Below are 13,788 nucleotides of genomic sequence, written 5' to 3' on the forward strand. Positions count from 1 at the left end.
GCCCGGTCATGCCGAACCCGGCCGAGCCGATCCTTGCTGTGTGGAGACTATCCCGCCTGCTCCAGCCGGGCGAGCCGTGCCTTCAGTTCGGCGATCTCCGCTTCGCTGCGCTCAGTCCGTTCCGAGACCTCACTAACGACCGACTCCAGCCGCTGTTGCCGGACATCGAATCTGCGGTTGAAGTCCATCTGGAGCGACAGGGCCCGCGCCGTGGCCTCGGTCAAGGCCCGCACTTCGGGCGAGAGGCCGTTGAGGTCGATGTTCACGACCTTCGAATGCCCACGCGTGAGAGCCCGGCTCGACCTGCGCTGCTGCCCGCGAGCAAGGACCACGTGCTCGTCTGCGCGGACGACGCGGTAGCCGACGTTCGGAACGGCGACGAGTGCGTGCTTGTCCACAGTCTCGAAAGTGCGAGCGGCTCGTCGCACGGCCGCTTGGATCGTGGACCGGTCCGTGACCGCGTTGAGTTCCAGCACTTCAGCTGCCTGCTCGTAGGTGAGTACGTCGTCCACGTTGAGCGGCTTGAGCGCGTCGTAGATCGTGCGCCAGCGAGCCAGGTCGCCGACCGCTTCGAACGGCGCGGTCACAGCTTCACCACCTGCGCGGTGAAGCGGCCGAAGCGCGGCCGGTAGTCGCCGAGGCCGATCATCGAGCCTGCCGTGTCCGCGATGTCCTTGAACTCCTCCAGCGACAGCAGCGCCGTATCCAGCGTTCCGTCTGCCTCTACGGTCCACTGGCGGAACCTGGGGCGGCAGCGCATGACCCGGTTCGTCTGAACCTTCACGGACTTCATATGCCGGAAGTTCTCGTCCGCCCACAGCCCGTCTACGTCTCGCGGACCCTGGTAGCCGAGCGGGTTCACGTCCGTGGAGATGAACACGCCGCGTGTCACCTTCACTCCAGCGCGCGTGACCTTCGCTGCATCGATCAGGCAGCGCTGGATGTTCTCGCCGGGGATGAACGGGCCGACATCGGGGTCGATGTAGAGCCCTCCAGCGTGCTCCAGCCGCGCCAGCTTCTCGTAGTCCTCGTCGGTCTTGGTCCGCTTGGAACTGACCGCCTTCATAGCTTTGGCCATCGGGTCGAGCGGGTTGGCCAGCCGGGCGCTGGCATCAGCAGTTCGGCAGTGCCAGTGATGATGATCCGGAATTCCATGCTTCCTCCTGGGTGTGCGGAAGCCCCGAGCCAGGAGGACTCGGGGCTTCCTTCCTGCGGTGATCAAGCCGCAGGTGTATGGGGTGGGGTGGTCAGCTCCAGGACCAGCCGCGCACGTATTCGATGTCCATCTGGGCGCTGGTGTTCGGTGCGGCCTTGTCGCCGTTGAGCGCGGACTCGTTTTGGATGTCCCAGCTCATCGGCTTGTCGGGCACGGCGGTGGTGCTGTGGCCGACGAGCTTGCCGTCGAGGTAGAAGCGGACGTCACCGGGCCGCCACTCGATGACGGAGGTTCGCCAGGCGCCCCACGTCTTGCCGGTGTCGTAGCCGTCCTGGTCGCCGCCGATGCTGTTCTTGTGGTGCGCGAACGCGGCGATCTTCCCGTTCCACTCCAACTCGGGGAAGTCAACCTCGCAGTTCGGGCAGCCCGCATCGTTGACGGGCCACAGAAGGTGCGCCGACTTGTAGCCGGTGGCGACTTTGCTGACGCGGAAGCGTTCCTCGTACCGTCCGTACCGCTGGCCCATCATCGCCTTGGGGACGATGGTCGCGGAGTGGATGTTGCCGGTAGCCCCTCGCCACATGCGGATGTGCAGTTGCCCGCCGGAGATCCACAGCGTGGTGGCCGGGTCGTAGTAGCCGCCGACCGGGTAGTGCCACTGGGTGGCCGTGTCGGGCCAGCCTGCCGGGTACGCCCACCAGCTGGCGCGCACCGAGCCGGTGAGGCCGCCGCAGTACGCCGCCTTGGTGTCCGCGTTGTGGTTGCAGTCGGTGAAGCGGCCTTTGGTCACTGCCGTGTTGAATCCGTCGGCGTAGCGCAGGTGCCAGGTGGGGGCTGCTTCCGCGGTGGGTGCGGTGAGCCCGGCGAGTAGGAGGCCGGCGGCGAGTGCGGCGGCTGTGAGGATGCGGCGCATGGCACCCCCAGGTCTATGCGGTGCCGCTGGGCGTGGGGTCCGACACGCTGGGCGTGGTCGTCGGAGTGGGCGTGGCGGTCACGGACGGCGTCGGCTCGGGTGTCGCGGATGGCGCCGTGCTGGGCGTCCTGCTCGGCGGCTTGCTCGGCGTGGCCGTCGTGCTGCTTGGCGCCGGGCTCGGGCTGTCGTGGGTGCAGGCGACGGGTCCGACGAGGAACGCGGCGACGAACAGGGCGGTGATGACAGGGCGGCGCACGGGTCTCCTCGGGTTGCGGGTCCGCCGCCTGGGCGCTGCGCTCGTCGCGGTGCACCGGCAGGCTTCCGGACGGAGGCTTCTTGGGCCTCATCGCCAGGCGGCGGACGTTTGGCTGTCCCGCCGCCCGACGGGGGGAATGTGAGGCGGCGGGACGTCGGGGCCTGATGAGCGGCAGGACCCGGCTGGGGGTTTTGCGTCCGCCCGGCCCCCCATAGGGCCGGGCGGACGGTGAGCCGAGCGCTGGGCGCTGCGAGGCCCGAGCCTGCGCCACCACCGACGCAGGGGCTTTCAGGCGGCGTGGGCGATGCGGACGCGCCCCTTGACCTTTGGTGGCGGGGTCGGCGTGGTGACCTCTCGGGTCTCCCTGTCGCGCTCGGCTGGGTCGATCTCCATGAGGTCGTACCGAGCGTTCTTGCCCGTGCCGTAGACGGTGATCCGTCCTTCGGATGCCCAGCGCCAGATCGTGCCGATCGGGCGTCCGGTCCAGTAGGCGACGTCGGCCGCAGTGGCGAGCGCGATGGAGGGCACGTCCACCTCCAGATACGACGAAGGCCACCCGGGTGGCGGGTGGCCTTAGCGCGAAAGTCGTGCGATCTAAGCAGATGATCGCTTCGGTTATCGGCGTTTGTCAACATCGTTGGCCACAACCAACGCTTACGCCGCCTTGCGCCCTCGATTCGCGAGGGACTTCAGATCTGACAGGAAGTACAACTGGATGCCGTTCTCGTCGTGGAGGACGTGGTGCAGCTTCTTGCGGTGGACCCACACGCGCGCCGTTCCCAATCGAATGCCGAGTTGGCGGGTCCCGGCTTCCAGGGTGACCAGATGCGTGGTGACGGGCAGTTCAGGAAGTCGAGCGCGACTGGGGCGCCGTGAGAGGTTCTGAAGCGTTGGCCATGTCGGGTTTGGCGCGCCGTGCTCCTCGCGGACGCTTGCGATGTGCGCTTCGAGCGCGTCGTCGCGGCGGAAGTACTCTGCGGCGTTACTGAGCCGGAGGGCGCGGAACTGCTGGTGCCTCTCAGCTTCCTCTGCTCGCCCGCCGGGTTCCCAGGCGAGGATTTCGTCAGGCAGGAATCCACCGAATCGCTTGTGCGGCTTCGAGGTGTAGCCGATCTTCACGAGCTTCCCTCGCCGCGCGTAGTACACGATCGAGGAGGGGATGCGCCCGGGGCGGCGATCTTCTTCGTCCTGAAGGTGCTGCGCGTACTTCCGTCGACCATCGGCGATTGCCTGGTTGATCGTCTCGGCGTCGAGGTCTCCGCCCGTGCGTCGTATCCGTTGGAGCTCGGCAGCGATGAGCACGAAGGCGGGTTCGTCCTGATCGACTGCGTCCACCAGGACCTGGACGCCGGGGCGGACCCCAGACGACCCTTCACGGACCATCCCGTAGGGCCTGGCGAGAGGGATCTTGCGGCTACTCTGAATCATGTCGGCGCTCCTTCGTAGCGTCGGCCACGCCCCGGGATCGGTCGCACGATCGCCGGGGTCTCAACTACCCCAATTCTACCGGCTTTTCGATCTATTCGTCGGGGTTCGCGCAGGTCAGGATGGATGCCGCTTCCCGCCGCTCCCGCATGCGTAGCCGGTACCCGGCTTCGAAAAAGTGATGACGCTCGAACGGCTCTTCCATGCGGGGGCGCATGAACTCCATCGCGTCGACTTCCAACACTGCGGCGATGATGGAGAGTTCGTCCACGGTCAGGTTCCTGCGAAGCCCTTCGGGCCTGGCGTTCCGCTCGATCTGGGTCAAGGTCAAGTAGTTGAGCCAGGCGTACCCACGAGAAATGCATTCGCTGGCCAGTCGCTTCCGGCTCCAGCTTCTTCCTTCGCGGACGGTCTTCACGCGCGATCCAACGAGGTCCGAGACCTCTACCTGGTCCTCAGTGCGATGCTTCGGCATAGCTCCGTCCTCGGTCGTCGGCCACTACGCTGCCGCACCCGTCTGCTGAATCTGCTCGGCAGCCACAGCCTCCTGCGCGGCCCGCAACTCCCGCCACTCCCCCAGCGTCTCCCACCGGCTGCCGCACGCCCCGCAACGAACCCGGTGGCTGGCGGCCGAGGCGGTCAATGGCTGCCCGCACAGGCCTGCTTCGAGCCGTCCGGGGCAGGCGCCGATCTGGACACGGCCCGGCTTGCGCTCGTCGTTGACTATGGCGGTGCATTCGCCGTGCAGGCGGCGCAGGTCGTCGATGTCCTGGCCCACCGACTCGTAGGCGTCGCACGCCCACGGCAGGTTGTTGGCGAGGAACGTGACGTGCTCGGGGACGGCTTGTGTTGGGGAGCCGCGCCAGGGGGCGACGGTCCATCCGAGCGCCTTCCGCCACGAGTCCTCAATATCCCGCAGCCGGGCGGCTGCACCGCCAGGCCCGACGAGCGCGAGGACTTCGAGCCGGGGCGGTATCGGCGGAGTCTTCGAGCCGGACGAGCCGCCGCCGGGGCGCCGTGCGCCACGCATGAGGGCCGCAGTCGTGTTCAGCTGCCGGAAGAGGACGGGGAGTTCGGCTATGCGGGTGGCCGTCCGGTCTTCGCAGGGCCGGCAGGCTTGCCGGTCGAGCTCGTCAGTCCAGAGTTCGCGTCCGCAGGGGTTGCAGACCGGCCAGTTGTAGCCGTCGTCGTCGGGGGTGTGGTCGTGCATGCTGCTGCTCCTCGGCGGTGGTACGGGAAGCGGGGGCACTACTGAGCCAATATTGCCCCATGGGGTTGACACCGCGGGTCGATGTCATAGCGGAGGCCCGCCCCGAACTCAGGGCGGGCCTTGCGCGTGCTGGTCGGCCCTTCACCCCTCCCAGCCGCGGGCGACGTCCAGCGCCCGGCGCAGCGCGGACGCGAGCGGGAGACGCTGGGCTTCCGGCAGGGTCACGGACGCGGCCACGGTGCCAGTGTCGGTGTCCTCGATCGCGGTGAGCGTGAATGCGTCCGCCATCGGGTTGAGCGCGAGTCCGCTGTCGTCGCCGAGCCAGGTCCCGATACGGCCCTTCGCCGTGCCGTCCGTGTAGTGCGGCTCGTGCTCCCAGTGCGATGTGACGGGCTCGCCGAGGACGGTGAGCAGGGCCGGGAGGTCGGTGGTGGTGATGGCGGCCTGCGCGGCGTGGGCCTTGTCCCTGGTGACGCGGAGGTACACCTCGGCGCAGCCCGGGTCCTCACGCAGGCCGGCGGGGATGACGGTGAGCGTCGCCCCGTCGGGGGTGGTGTAGTCCCAGGGCTGGGGGGTGAGTTCGGCGGTGACGGTGTTGAGGGCGTCGCGGAAGTCCACGGCTGGCTCCTTCGGTTCGGGCCGGTGAGGCGGCAGGTCAGACGGTGCGGCGGGTGGCACGCTTCCAGCTGTTGCGCTCGCTGCGCTTGGCGCGCCGGCGGGTGATCACTGCGGGGCCCCGTCGTACCAGTCGGCGGGCAGCTCGCACAGGTGCCAGTCCGCGGGCAGCGGTGCGAGGGGCTCGGCGTCGGCGGAGCAGGGCGCCGGCCAGGTGCGCCGCCAGCTGCGCGCATGCCGGACACGTTCGCCGAGGATCGGGTTCCAGCGGAAGATCTCGATGATTGAGATGCGGGTGAAGGATCGGGCGTGCCCGAACTCGTCGGTGAACGCGACAGGGGCGCCTGCCTCCGCCGCTTCCAGGTACGAGCGGGCCGTCTTGTAGGCCTCTTCGGCGGTGGCGTAGCGGCCGAGCCGGGCGGAGTTGACGTCCAGGGTGAACGGGTGGGCTTCGGGGTTGGACACAACAGGCTCCTTACGGGGTGGTGACGGCGGACTGCGGCGGCTCAGTACCAGTGGCCGTCGGCGTTGCGGGTGTTGACCCAGCTCTCGGCGTAGGGCTCGCTGGCACCCTCGGGCATCGGGTAGCGGATGACGGCGTGATGCCGGTAGGTGGCCAGCACGGTGGCGGGACTGGGGGGTCCGCTGACGTGGTGAATGGTGATCTCGTCACCGGCGCGCAGGCCGAGGAAGTCGGCGGTGGGGATCATGGCGACGTTCCTGCGCCACCAGCCCCAGGCCTTGCCGTCGCCGCGCGGGCTGTCGGGCATGGGCTCGAAGTCGTTGCCGGGCCGGTAGTCGTAGGCGTAGCCGGGGTTGAGGGCCCAACGGGTCTGGGTGAGGGTGGGGCTGTAGAGGTGGCCACGGTCGAAGGCTGCGGGCACCGCCGAGTCGGGGTATGCGGGGGCGGTCACAGCAGGCCTTCCGGGTCGGCGAACAGGGCGGCGGTGCGCGCCCACTGGTGGCGGTCGCCGTGCCCGTCGGGCATCAGCGTCGCGTTGCGGAATGCCGCGATGAGTTGAGCGCGGCGCAGGCCGTCGAAGCCGTACTCGTCGACCGCCGCTTTGCGCATCGCCTGCGCGTCGTGTGGGGTGACGAGAGACCCGGTGGGCAGCTCAGACAGGTAGATCGCCTGCCCGGCGGGAGTGAGCGTGGTGTCCATCGGGTCCCCCTTGGTGCGGTGGTTCGGTGGGCGGGCAAAGCTGTCGGGCTTGTGCCGTTAGATCAGGTCTTGCATTCAGTCCGGGATGTCGGCGATCAGGGCGAGTTCGTCTTCGCCGTAGGCGCGCATCACCTCGGACTTGCCGTCGTCGACGAGGACTCCGTAGTCCCCCCACTTGTCGAGGGGGTGGATGACGGTCCCGGGGGAACCGGCGGGGGCTCGGCTGTCGTCAACGGTGGTTCGGACGCGCTGTCCGGGGTGGAACGGCATGACGGTTCTCCTTGCGCCTTGAGGCGGGCGGCGGTGGTTCGGTGGTGAAGCCCGGCCCCGAAAGGCCGGGCGGGGTGGCTCAGGCAGCTTGTGCGAGGAGCTGGGTGCGCATCCGTGCGAAGTACTGGGCGCCTGCGCTGGTGGTGTTGACTCCGGCGTCGACCATGTCGCCGAGGAGCTTGCAGAACTGCCAGGGGCTCATCTGGTCGATGTGCTCGATCACGATCCAGGAGCCGCGTCCGTTCTTGATGTCCTTGGCCCAGGTGGAAGCGGCGTCGAAGGCTGCGGCGAAGACGGCTTCCTCGGCGGGCGGGAAGGTTCCGCGATGCATGGCGGCTGTGACGGTCCATTCGGCGATTTCGCGGTGGAGGTCGTGGCCGTTGCGGTCGCGGCGGGTGCGGGTGCCGATGGAGAGGAAGTACCGCATGGTCTTCGCGAACTGCTGGCCCTTGGTCGGCTGTTCGACCGTCTCGGCCTGCGGCTCGGATGCGGTCTCCCGGCGGACGGTCACTTTGCCGCCGCGCCGGAATCCGAGGAGGCCGCGGTTGGTGTAGACGTCGGCGAGTCGGTCGGAGGCCATCCAGTGGACGGAGTCGACGACCCAGGACCCGGTGATGGCCTGGGTTCCGTGGTCGAAGTTCCAGGCGGTGTAGGCCACGATCTCGTCGCCCTTGACGAGGTCCTCGGCGCTGATGGTGATGTCGGTGGTGGCCATTGCCGTCTCCCCTGCTGGTCTCCCTGGCGATAACTTCGCCTCGTTGACATTGACAAGGTTAGGCGCCACGGAGGAACCTTGTCAATATGAACGCAGTGAAGTTGGAAGAGTGGTGGGCCGCTAGACTTTGTCGACGTCAAGATGACAAGGGAGCATGGGTGGCCGACCCGAACGCCGAGTACTGGACCGTCGCTGAAATCGCCGAGTACTGGGGCGTCAAAGAGCAGACGGTGCGCAGCTACCGCTCACGCAAGCGCGGCGAACTGCCCGACCCCGACCGCGTCTACGGACGCACCCCGCTCTGGAGGCCAGTAACGATCATCAACTTCGTTCGCCCCGGTCAAGGCGCACGCACCGATCTGCGCGACGAAGCCAAATCGACAGAGGACCCGCCCCCTGCCGAGTAGCCCGCTTCCCGGATTCCGCCCCGTCTCCCCCACCACCCCGGGCACACTGCGGGTATGAGCGACGTCGTCTACATGGTGCGGGCGAAGAGCGAGGCCTCCTGCCAGCGGGAACTGGACCTGATCTGCGAGCGCATGGGGGCGGTACCGGTGACGAGCCCGACGGACGCAGCCGGACGCGACTGGGTCGCCCGCGCTGTCCCCGCCCGCACGACGAAGGCCCCGACCGCGGATGGCGGTCGGGGCCCTGGCGTTTCGGGGTAGGTCAGCAGTCGCAGTTCTCTTCCTTCTGCTGACAGTCGTCACAGCGGGGGCAGTCGCAGCCGCACGCGCAGTCGGCGTGCTCCGGGCCGACGCCGTAGCAGAGGCAGCCGGACTCCCCGCACGCCCGCTGTTCGTCCTCGTCGTGGTCGGCTTCGGCAACGTAACGCTCGTCGATGCTCATAGATCCGAGTGTCCTCCTACTGCCGGTTGTTGGTTTTGGCCCACACGCCGCGAGTGCTGCTGTGGAACGGTATGGCGGTCATCGTCCGATGGCGTTGCCGGGGGCCATGCGGATGATCCCGTCGGGCTCGTCGAGCACCAGCCAGTCATGATGCGGCTGGCACCAGTACAGGCCCACAACTTTGCGCTCACCGCAGTAGGAGTGCGTGCCGGGGAACTGATAGCCGCAGATCTGACTGCCGCGACTGGGTTCGCGGCCACGGATGACGTTCTTCGGCTGCCCGTCGGGCTGCGCGGGGTCGTAGATGTCCACGGTCAGCTCCACTCCCAGGTCTGGCCTGCGCGGGCTGCCCGGTTGGCGGCGTCTCCGAGGAGGATTGCGAGGTCCCCCCAGCCAGGCTCCATGGCTCGGTGCGCGGCGGCCTTGTGGAGGAGGTCGCCGATGCGTCCGGCTTCGGCGGGCGGCGTGTACACCGGGGTGTAGAGGCGGCCGTCGAAGAGGTGGGCGAGCTCCCGCCATTCGCTGCTGGTGAGGGTGTGGGCGAGGTGCTGGCCGAGGTTGCTGATGGTGAGGGCGGATCGGGTGGAGGGGACGCCGTGACTGATGCTGATTCCCATGCGGGTCCTTTCGGGTTAGAGGCTGCGGTTGTGGGCGAGTTCGGCGGCCCGGTCGAAGGCGAGCAGTACGGGCGCGGCGCTGGTCTGCTGCTTGTTCCAGGACGGGATCGTCGCCGCCTGCCAGTGGCGCTGAATGGATTCAAGGAGGAGTACGCAGGCGTCATCGGCCGCATCCCGGCTGGCGGCTTCGAGGCGGATCGCCCGGATCGGGCAGATGGCGCCCTGGTCGTCGTGCAGGGCGTCGCGGCACCATCCGTCGACAACGATCCGGTTGCGCGCCCGGTGGAGCAGGCCGGCGATCGGCGTGCTGTAGGGGTTGGGCGCCAGGGTGGGGGTGAGCGGCAGGGGCGCCGCGATCTCGAGGGTGTCGATGGGGATGTGGGCGCTGTTGATGTCGACGGCGAGGACGGCGGTGCGGCACCGTCCGTCCATCTCGGCCAGGCGCAGCGCCATCCGGGCGTCGAGGTCGAGTTCGGCCGGGGCTGCGGCCTTCGGGCTTGCTTTGGGTAGGGTTCGCGTGGTCATCTCCTGGTGCCCTTCTGCGCGTTCGCGTGCGCTGGGTAGAAGGGGCGCCCCTGGTCGCTTCCAGGCATTCGAGGGGCGCCCCGGCTGAGCTAAAGGTCTTCGCCGAAGCGGACGTGCATGGTGGCGTGGAGCAGCTGGGCGGCCTCGCTGCCGTCGGTGGTTCGGGTGGCGAAGCGGGCATTCACCTCGGCGATGATCCGGTCGGTGGTCTTGCGGTCGCCGCGGCGCTTCGCGGCGATGTAGTCGTGCACGGACTGATGGGTGATCTTCAGGTCAGACATCGGGTTCCTCCTCGATTGGTGTCAGACGCGCCAGGACCCGAGCGGGCGGCGCTTGCGGGGGTCGGAACCCTGCGCGGCGTGCTTCTCCAGACCACGGAGTTCGGCCTCGTCGAGAACGCCCTCGTAGTTGCCTCCGAGCGGTCCGGCGACCTGCGGGGCAGGCCCATCCAGGTTGCGGAGCCCTGCGGGCGGCTGCTCATAGACGGGGCCGAACCGCTGGCACAGGGTGACGGCGTCGACCGAGCCGGAGCACGGGGTGCCGGTGATCGGACGCCGGGCGTCGAAGACGTGCTCGCTGTAGGTGTGGGTGTCCTCGTAGGGGCCGAGGTTCCGGGCGTGCTTGTTGACCGTGTAGTAGCGGGTGTTGAGCCGGGCTTCCTTGGCGAACTTCTTCGCCTGACCGGGGCTCCAGGTCTTGGGCATAGCGGATCTCCTTAGGGGTGGCGGGGTTGGGGTCAGTGGCCGTTGAGCTCGTATTGGAGGACCAGGTCTTCGATGGCGGTCTCGACCGCGGGGCCGCCGAAGCGGTTGACGAGGGCCTGGATCCCGGCGGCGGCTGCCTTGTTGTTGCCGCGGGCCATGTGGGGCTGGACGGTGCGCTCGTAGGCGCTGATGATCTGGTTGTGCAGGTTCTGGTCCACGCAGGGACTCCGTTCCGGTTTGTTGTGGTTTATTCTTGCTGCTCAGGCCTGCTCAGCGGGCAAACGTGCAGGTCAGGGCTGCTCACGGGCCTGCTCACGTGCTGCTCAGAGCAGAGGTTGAGCAGGCCCTGAGCAGCAGGCTGAGCAGCTGTGACCTGCGGCTTTGTGGCGTGAGCAGGCCTGAGCAGGCCCTAATCAGGGGTACATACTTCGCGTAACGGTCACAGCAGGTGGCGGAGTCGATCACGCTTGAAGCCGCGCGGACTCTTCTCCTCGCCGATCGGACCGAGCGTGATCGGAGCACCGGCGCCGGCCTTCTTCATCAGCGCCTTGAACTCCTCGGCCGTCATCTGGCCATAGACGTCAGGCTCGTAGTCCTGCACGGCAGCGAGGAGCGTCTCGGTCTTCATCCGGTCGACGTCCGCCTTCTCCATGACCGCGACCGAGTCCTCGACCGCCCGCCGCGGAGCCCCGTCCTCGAGCGGGCCGCGCTCAACGGGCTGGGCGCCACACAGGCGCAGCAGCTGGTCCCAGGTGAGGAGCTCGACCGGGGCATCCTTCTTGATGTTGCCGTCGTTGTCGTAGGTCGCCTCGACGTACTCGGGCAGGTCTACGTTGCGCATGCCGTCGAGGCTGTCCTGGTCGGGCTCGAGCAGCCCGGCTTCGGCGCGCTCTTGGGCGAGTTTCCGTAGCGCGGCCGAGTCCGCTTCGTGAATCGCGTACTCGATCGGCTCGTCCGCCATGCCAGGCACGCCCTGGATGAAGATGTGGCCAGCGTCCTTCGGGTCGGTGTCGGTGGCCGGGGACAGCTTGTGCGGCAGGTAGCCCTCCTTGACGGAGCCGTCACCGAAAACTGCGCGGGTGTCGCCGACCTTGCACGGTCCGACGGCCTTGAGCGCCATCATCTGGGCGATGTTCTCGCCGAGGTACCGGCTGGTGCCGCCCTGGGAGGCGTATTCCACCTGGATGAGTTCCTTGCGACCTACGAGAAGCAGGTCGAAGGAGAGCAGCTTGGCGAGGTTGGACAGCTTCGGGAACTCGTCAATGAAGATCGTGAAGGCGGGGTGGGAGGCGCTGGCCTTCCACTTCTTGCCCATGCCGAGCTTGGCCCGCAGCCGGGCGCGCGCCTTCGACATGACCAGGAAGAACAGCAGGACGGCTTCGATCTGCTCGGTGGTGCGTGCGGTGATCCGGACCGCGTCACCAAGGTCTTCGAGGCCGTCACCGTGCGGATCACAGTCGATGGTGATGTTGTCGTAGCAGGCAGTCGTACCCTCGGCGAGGGCCTGGAGAATGCCGGTCTTGCCGCCACCGGACGCGGCCACCCACAGGCCCATCACGCCGGCCAGGGACAGTTCCAGCGGGTCGCCGCCAACCGAGGTCCCGATGCGGAACTTGTCAGTGATCGACATGGACTTGGGGGCGCGATAGGGCAGGCCGGGGGCGGTGGCGAACGGATCGCCCTCGACGAGACGGAGGAACGCGCAGGCCCGCCTCGCCTTGATGGGCTGCGGCTTGACTCCGTTCGTGGGTAGATCGAACCTGGTCTCCAGATCGCCGCTCTTCTCGATGATTGCCTCGGGGGTTCCTTCGCCGACGCGGACGATGCACTGCCAGCCCCACGGCTGCCGCTGCACGTCCGACACCTCGACGATCGGCACGCCCTCCGCTCGCGCCGCCAGCAGCACGCACTGGGCGAGCTGGTCAGGGGTGCGCGCGCTCCTGAGCGGGAACGGCTTGGCGCCTTCGGGCAGCTGCTCGACGGACATGACGACGTTCCCGCCGACGATCGGCGTCGCTCCCCCGGTCGGATCCGCCTGGAACGTGGCGGGCAGGCTGACCGGGGCCAGAGGGAAAGGGGCCTGGCCCTCCACGCTCCGGGCGGTGAACGGGCGGGACAGGACGTGGTACGCCCATCCCCCGGCGCCGAGCACGACGACGAGGAGGGCGGGCTGCCCCGTCGCGGCCTGAGTCGCCGCCATGCCGAAGGCGGGCACGGTGGCGACTCCACCGCCTATGACGAGTGCCGACCGGCCAGCCCTCTTGCCGTGCCGGAAGTTGGCGATCTCTCGCTCGGTGGGGGGCATGACCGGGATGGCCTGCAGCTCGGCGAGCTTGCCCTCCTCGGCTGCGACGCGGCCGGCGAGCGCTGCGAGGGTGTTGGCGTTGCCGCCGTTCTCGTCCTGGTCGGCGCGGGTCTTGGCGACGGCGAAGTGGGCGTGCGCTTCGGCAACACGCTGCTGCTGGCGGGAGATCTTCTCCGCGTGCTTACGGGTCTTCGCTTCGGTGGCACCCTGGATGACGTCGACGTGGTCGAGGTCGCCGGTGGCCATCCAGTCCTTCACGCGGGCGACCAGGTGGCCTCGCTGCACGGCGAATCCGGCCTTCATCCGGTCCACGAGGGTGGGCTCTTCGGGCTCGGCGACCTTCTCGGTGGGCTGCTCTTCGGTCGGCTCGGGCTGCGCTTCGGTGGCCACTGGCCGGGTTCCTTCCGTGGGTTGGGGCGGGGCCCGCGGCGTGCGGGCCCCGTGGGCTAGTGGTTTAGAGGCCGGACCAGACGTTGCCGAGGCTGCTGCCGACGGATCCGCCGAGCTGCTGGACGAGCGGACCGAAGAAGGTGGGGGCGAGGTAGACGCCGAGGGCGACGCAGGCTGCAGCCTGGACGAACTTGACGTGCCCCTTGCGGACCATGACGATCACGACGATCAGGAGGCCGACGCCCATGGCGACGGTGAGGCTGATGGTCCCGCCGCCTGCCTGCGTGGTGATCTGCTGGTTGTAGCCGGTCTGCTGGCCGGTGACGGGGTTCTGGATGGCGGCGCCCTGCCCGCCGTCGGTGGTGAGGCCGGTGGTGATACCGGCCGGGTCGGTGGTGTCCGACTTCGCGGCGGCGAGAACGACCGTCGACGTGTGCTCGGGGCTGGCCTTGTAGGCGGCGGCGTCCAGCCCGCGGACGTGGACGACCCGGCCGTCCGGCATGTTCACCGGCGCTCCGGTGGCCCGGGTGATGGCGGCCTGCATGTCGGCGGCGGACGCTGACGGCGCGGTCACGGTGGTGATGGCGGCGGCGCCCCCGAGGAGGGCTACGGCCGCGCTGCCCGAGACGGCGATCCGGCGGATGGTGGTGTTCATGACGATCTCTCCTGAGGGGTG

25 protein-coding genes are annotated in these 13,788 nt (G+C 68.5%); 3 read left to right on the forward strand and 22 right to left on the reverse strand.

What is annotated here, in order from left to right; translation table 11 throughout:
* Positions 1-47: 47 nt before the first annotated feature.
* From OG819_RS42600 to OG819_RS42610, 3 genes are read right to left on the reverse strand one after another with little or no spacing between them, the layout of a single operon-like run.
* Positions 48-587, reverse strand: coding sequence for a hypothetical protein (locus OG819_RS42600; RefSeq protein WP_266654608.1), 540 nt, complete (start codon positions 585-587; stop codon positions 48-50).
* A complete protein-coding gene (locus OG819_RS42605; protein ID WP_266654610.1) occupies positions 584-1,222 on the reverse strand; it encodes a hypothetical protein in 639 nt (212 codons plus the stop codon). Before OG819_RS42605 ends, OG819_RS42600 begins: the two co-directional genes overlap by 4 nt.
* Positions 1,223-1,247: 25 nt before the next feature.
* Positions 1,248-2,069, reverse strand: a complete 822-nt coding sequence (locus tag OG819_RS42610) for a glycoside hydrolase family 16 protein (protein WP_266654612.1) — start codon at positions 2,067-2,069, stop codon at positions 1,248-1,250.
* Positions 2,070-2,101: 32 nt separating this feature from the next.
* Between OG819_RS42610 and OG819_RS42615 the strand changes: the two genes are divergently transcribed.
* The gene (locus OG819_RS42615; RefSeq protein ID WP_266654614.1) at positions 2,102-2,467 is read left to right on the forward strand and encodes a hypothetical protein; all 366 of its coding nucleotides are present in this window, start codon (positions 2,102-2,104) and stop codon (positions 2,465-2,467) included.
* 146 nt (positions 2,468-2,613) lie between these two features.
* On the opposite strand, the gene OG819_RS42620 is transcribed toward OG819_RS42615, so the two are convergent.
* The 10 genes from OG819_RS42620 to OG819_RS42665 all read right to left on the reverse strand — a co-directional run bounded on the left by OG819_RS42620 (position 2,614) and on the right by OG819_RS42665 (position 7,722).
* On the reverse strand, positions 2,614-2,853 hold the full coding sequence (locus OG819_RS42620; RefSeq protein ID WP_266654616.1) for a DNA-binding protein: 240 nt from the start codon (positions 2,851-2,853) through the stop codon (positions 2,614-2,616).
* Between the two features lie 126 nt (positions 2,854-2,979).
* Positions 2,980-3,660 (reverse strand): GIY-YIG nuclease family protein, encoded by a 681-nt coding sequence (locus OG819_RS42625; protein ID WP_266654618.1) that lies wholly within the window; start codon positions 3,658-3,660, stop codon positions 2,980-2,982.
* A 184-nt stretch (positions 3,661-3,844) separates the two neighbouring features.
* Positions 3,845-4,225, reverse strand: coding sequence for a hypothetical protein (locus OG819_RS42630; protein WP_266654620.1), 381 nt, complete (start codon positions 4,223-4,225; stop codon positions 3,845-3,847).
* A gap of 24 nt (positions 4,226-4,249) precedes the next feature.
* Positions 4,250-4,960, reverse strand: a complete 711-nt coding sequence (locus tag OG819_RS42635; protein ID WP_266654622.1) for a hypothetical protein — start codon at positions 4,958-4,960, stop codon at positions 4,250-4,252.
* A 141-nt stretch (positions 4,961-5,101) separates the two neighbouring features.
* Positions 5,102-5,578 carry a hypothetical protein gene (locus tag OG819_RS42640; protein ID WP_266654624.1) on the reverse strand — a complete coding sequence of 159 codons (477 nt, stop codon included), beginning with the start codon at positions 5,576-5,578 and terminating at the stop codon, positions 5,102-5,104.
* A 105-nt stretch (positions 5,579-5,683) separates the two neighbouring features.
* Positions 5,684-6,040 (reverse strand): hypothetical protein, encoded by a 357-nt coding sequence (locus OG819_RS42645; protein ID WP_266654626.1) that lies wholly within the window; start codon positions 6,038-6,040, stop codon positions 5,684-5,686.
* 41 nt (positions 6,041-6,081) lie between these two features.
* Positions 6,082-6,489 carry a hypothetical protein gene (locus tag OG819_RS42650; RefSeq protein ID WP_266654628.1) on the reverse strand — a complete coding sequence of 136 codons (408 nt, stop codon included), beginning with the start codon at positions 6,487-6,489 and terminating at the stop codon, positions 6,082-6,084.
* Positions 6,486-6,737: a hypothetical protein gene (locus OG819_RS42655; protein ID WP_266654629.1), complete on the reverse strand. Its 252-nt coding sequence runs from the start codon at positions 6,735-6,737 to the stop codon at positions 6,486-6,488. Before OG819_RS42655 ends, OG819_RS42650 begins: the two co-directional genes overlap by 4 nt.
* Before the next feature lie 75 nt (positions 6,738-6,812).
* The gene (locus OG819_RS42660; protein WP_266654631.1) at positions 6,813-7,007 is read right to left on the reverse strand and encodes a hypothetical protein; all 195 of its coding nucleotides are present in this window, start codon (positions 7,005-7,007) and stop codon (positions 6,813-6,815) included.
* 79 nt (positions 7,008-7,086) lie between these two features.
* Positions 7,087-7,722 (reverse strand): hypothetical protein, encoded by a 636-nt coding sequence (locus tag OG819_RS42665; protein WP_266654633.1) that lies wholly within the window; start codon positions 7,720-7,722, stop codon positions 7,087-7,089.
* 158 nt (positions 7,723-7,880) lie between these two features.
* Between OG819_RS42665 and OG819_RS42670 the strand changes: the two genes are divergently transcribed.
* Both OG819_RS42670 and OG819_RS42675 read left to right on the forward strand, forming a co-directional pair.
* Positions 7,881-8,129, forward strand: coding sequence for a MarR family transcriptional regulator (locus OG819_RS42670; RefSeq protein ID WP_266654635.1), 249 nt, complete (start codon positions 7,881-7,883; stop codon positions 8,127-8,129).
* A gap of 54 nt (positions 8,130-8,183) precedes the next feature.
* Positions 8,184-8,390 carry a hypothetical protein gene (locus OG819_RS42675; RefSeq protein WP_266654637.1) on the forward strand — a complete coding sequence of 69 codons (207 nt, stop codon included), beginning with the start codon at positions 8,184-8,186 and terminating at the stop codon, positions 8,388-8,390.
* 1 nt (position 8,391) lies between these two features.
* Here the strand turns inward: OG819_RS42675 and OG819_RS42680 are convergent, their stop codons facing one another.
* The 9 genes from OG819_RS42680 to OG819_RS42720 form a co-directional block, all read right to left on the reverse strand.
* Positions 8,392-8,571 carry a hypothetical protein gene (locus OG819_RS42680; RefSeq protein WP_266654639.1) on the reverse strand — a complete coding sequence of 60 codons (180 nt, stop codon included), beginning with the start codon at positions 8,569-8,571 and terminating at the stop codon, positions 8,392-8,394.
* A gap of 78 nt (positions 8,572-8,649) precedes the next feature.
* Positions 8,650-8,883, reverse strand: coding sequence for a hypothetical protein (locus OG819_RS42685; protein WP_266654641.1), 234 nt, complete (start codon positions 8,881-8,883; stop codon positions 8,650-8,652).
* A gap of 2 nt (positions 8,884-8,885) precedes the next feature.
* The gene (locus OG819_RS42690; RefSeq protein WP_266654643.1) at positions 8,886-9,188 is read right to left on the reverse strand and encodes a hypothetical protein; all 303 of its coding nucleotides are present in this window, start codon (positions 9,186-9,188) and stop codon (positions 8,886-8,888) included.
* 15 nt (positions 9,189-9,203) lie between these two features.
* Positions 9,204-9,713, reverse strand: coding sequence for a hypothetical protein (locus OG819_RS42695; protein WP_266654645.1), 510 nt, complete (start codon positions 9,711-9,713; stop codon positions 9,204-9,206).
* An 89-nt stretch (positions 9,714-9,802) separates the two neighbouring features.
* A complete protein-coding gene (locus OG819_RS42700) occupies positions 9,803-9,994 on the reverse strand; it encodes a hypothetical protein (RefSeq protein WP_266654647.1) in 192 nt (63 codons plus the stop codon).
* Between the two features lie 21 nt (positions 9,995-10,015).
* Complete coding sequence (locus OG819_RS42705) at positions 10,016-10,417, reverse strand: hypothetical protein (RefSeq protein WP_266654649.1); 402 nt, start codon at positions 10,415-10,417, stop codon at positions 10,016-10,018.
* Between the two features lie 32 nt (positions 10,418-10,449).
* Positions 10,450-10,635: a hypothetical protein gene (locus tag OG819_RS42710; protein ID WP_266654651.1), complete on the reverse strand. Its 186-nt coding sequence runs from the start codon at positions 10,633-10,635 to the stop codon at positions 10,450-10,452.
* 221 nt (positions 10,636-10,856) lie between these two features.
* Positions 10,857-13,112, reverse strand: coding sequence for a hypothetical protein (locus OG819_RS42715; protein ID WP_266654653.1), 2,256 nt, complete (start codon positions 13,110-13,112; stop codon positions 10,857-10,859).
* A 64-nt stretch (positions 13,113-13,176) separates the two neighbouring features.
* Positions 13,177-13,767 carry a hypothetical protein gene (locus OG819_RS42720; protein ID WP_266654655.1) on the reverse strand — a complete coding sequence of 197 codons (591 nt, stop codon included), beginning with the start codon at positions 13,765-13,767 and terminating at the stop codon, positions 13,177-13,179.
* Between the last annotated feature and the right edge of the window lie 21 nt (positions 13,768-13,788).

The organism is Streptomyces sp. NBC_01549, assembly GCF_026339955.1.
Classification (GTDB): domain Bacteria; phylum Actinomycetota; class Actinomycetes; order Streptomycetales; family Streptomycetaceae; genus Streptomyces.

Bases quoted from the DNA above. Each gene is read 5' to 3' on its own strand.
- OG819_RS42610 (WP_266654612.1), bottom strand. From the start codon at position 2,069: ATGCGCCGCATCCTCACAGCCGCCGCACTCGCCGCCGGCCTCCTACTC.
- OG819_RS42630 (WP_266654620.1), bottom strand. From the start codon at position 4,225: ATGCCGAAGCATCGCACTGAGGACCAGGTAGAGGTCTCGGACCTCGTT.
- OG819_RS42635 (WP_266654622.1), bottom strand. From the start codon at position 4,960: ATGCACGACCACACCCCCGACGACGACGGCTACAACTGGCCGGTCTGC.
- OG819_RS42655 (WP_266654629.1), bottom strand. From the start codon at position 6,737: ATGGACACCACGCTCACTCCCGCCGGGCAGGCGATCTACCTGTCTGAG.
- OG819_RS42660 (WP_266654631.1), bottom strand. From the start codon at position 7,007: ATGCCGTTCCACCCCGGACAGCGCGTCCGAACCACCGTTGACGACAGC.
- OG819_RS42665 (WP_266654633.1), bottom strand. From the start codon at position 7,722: ATGGCCACCACCGACATCACCATCAGCGCCGAGGACCTCGTCAAGGGC.
- OG819_RS42675 (WP_266654637.1), top strand. From the start codon at position 8,184: ATGAGCGACGTCGTCTACATGGTGCGGGCGAAGAGCGAGGCCTCCTGC.
- OG819_RS42680 (WP_266654639.1), bottom strand. From the start codon at position 8,571: ATGAGCATCGACGAGCGTTACGTTGCCGAAGCCGACCACGACGAGGAC.
- OG819_RS42690 (WP_266654643.1), bottom strand. From the start codon at position 9,188: ATGGGAATCAGCATCAGTCACGGCGTCCCCTCCACCCGATCCGCCCTC.
- OG819_RS42695 (WP_266654645.1), bottom strand. From the start codon at position 9,713: ATGACCACGCGAACCCTACCCAAAGCAAGCCCGAAGGCCGCAGCCCCG.
- OG819_RS42700 (WP_266654647.1), bottom strand. From the start codon at position 9,994: ATGTCTGACCTGAAGATCACCCATCAGTCCGTGCACGACTACATCGCC.
- OG819_RS42705 (WP_266654649.1), bottom strand. From the start codon at position 10,417: ATGCCCAAGACCTGGAGCCCCGGTCAGGCGAAGAAGTTCGCCAAGGAA.
- OG819_RS42720 (WP_266654655.1), bottom strand. From the start codon at position 13,767: ATGAACACCACCATCCGCCGGATCGCCGTCTCGGGCAGCGCGGCCGTA.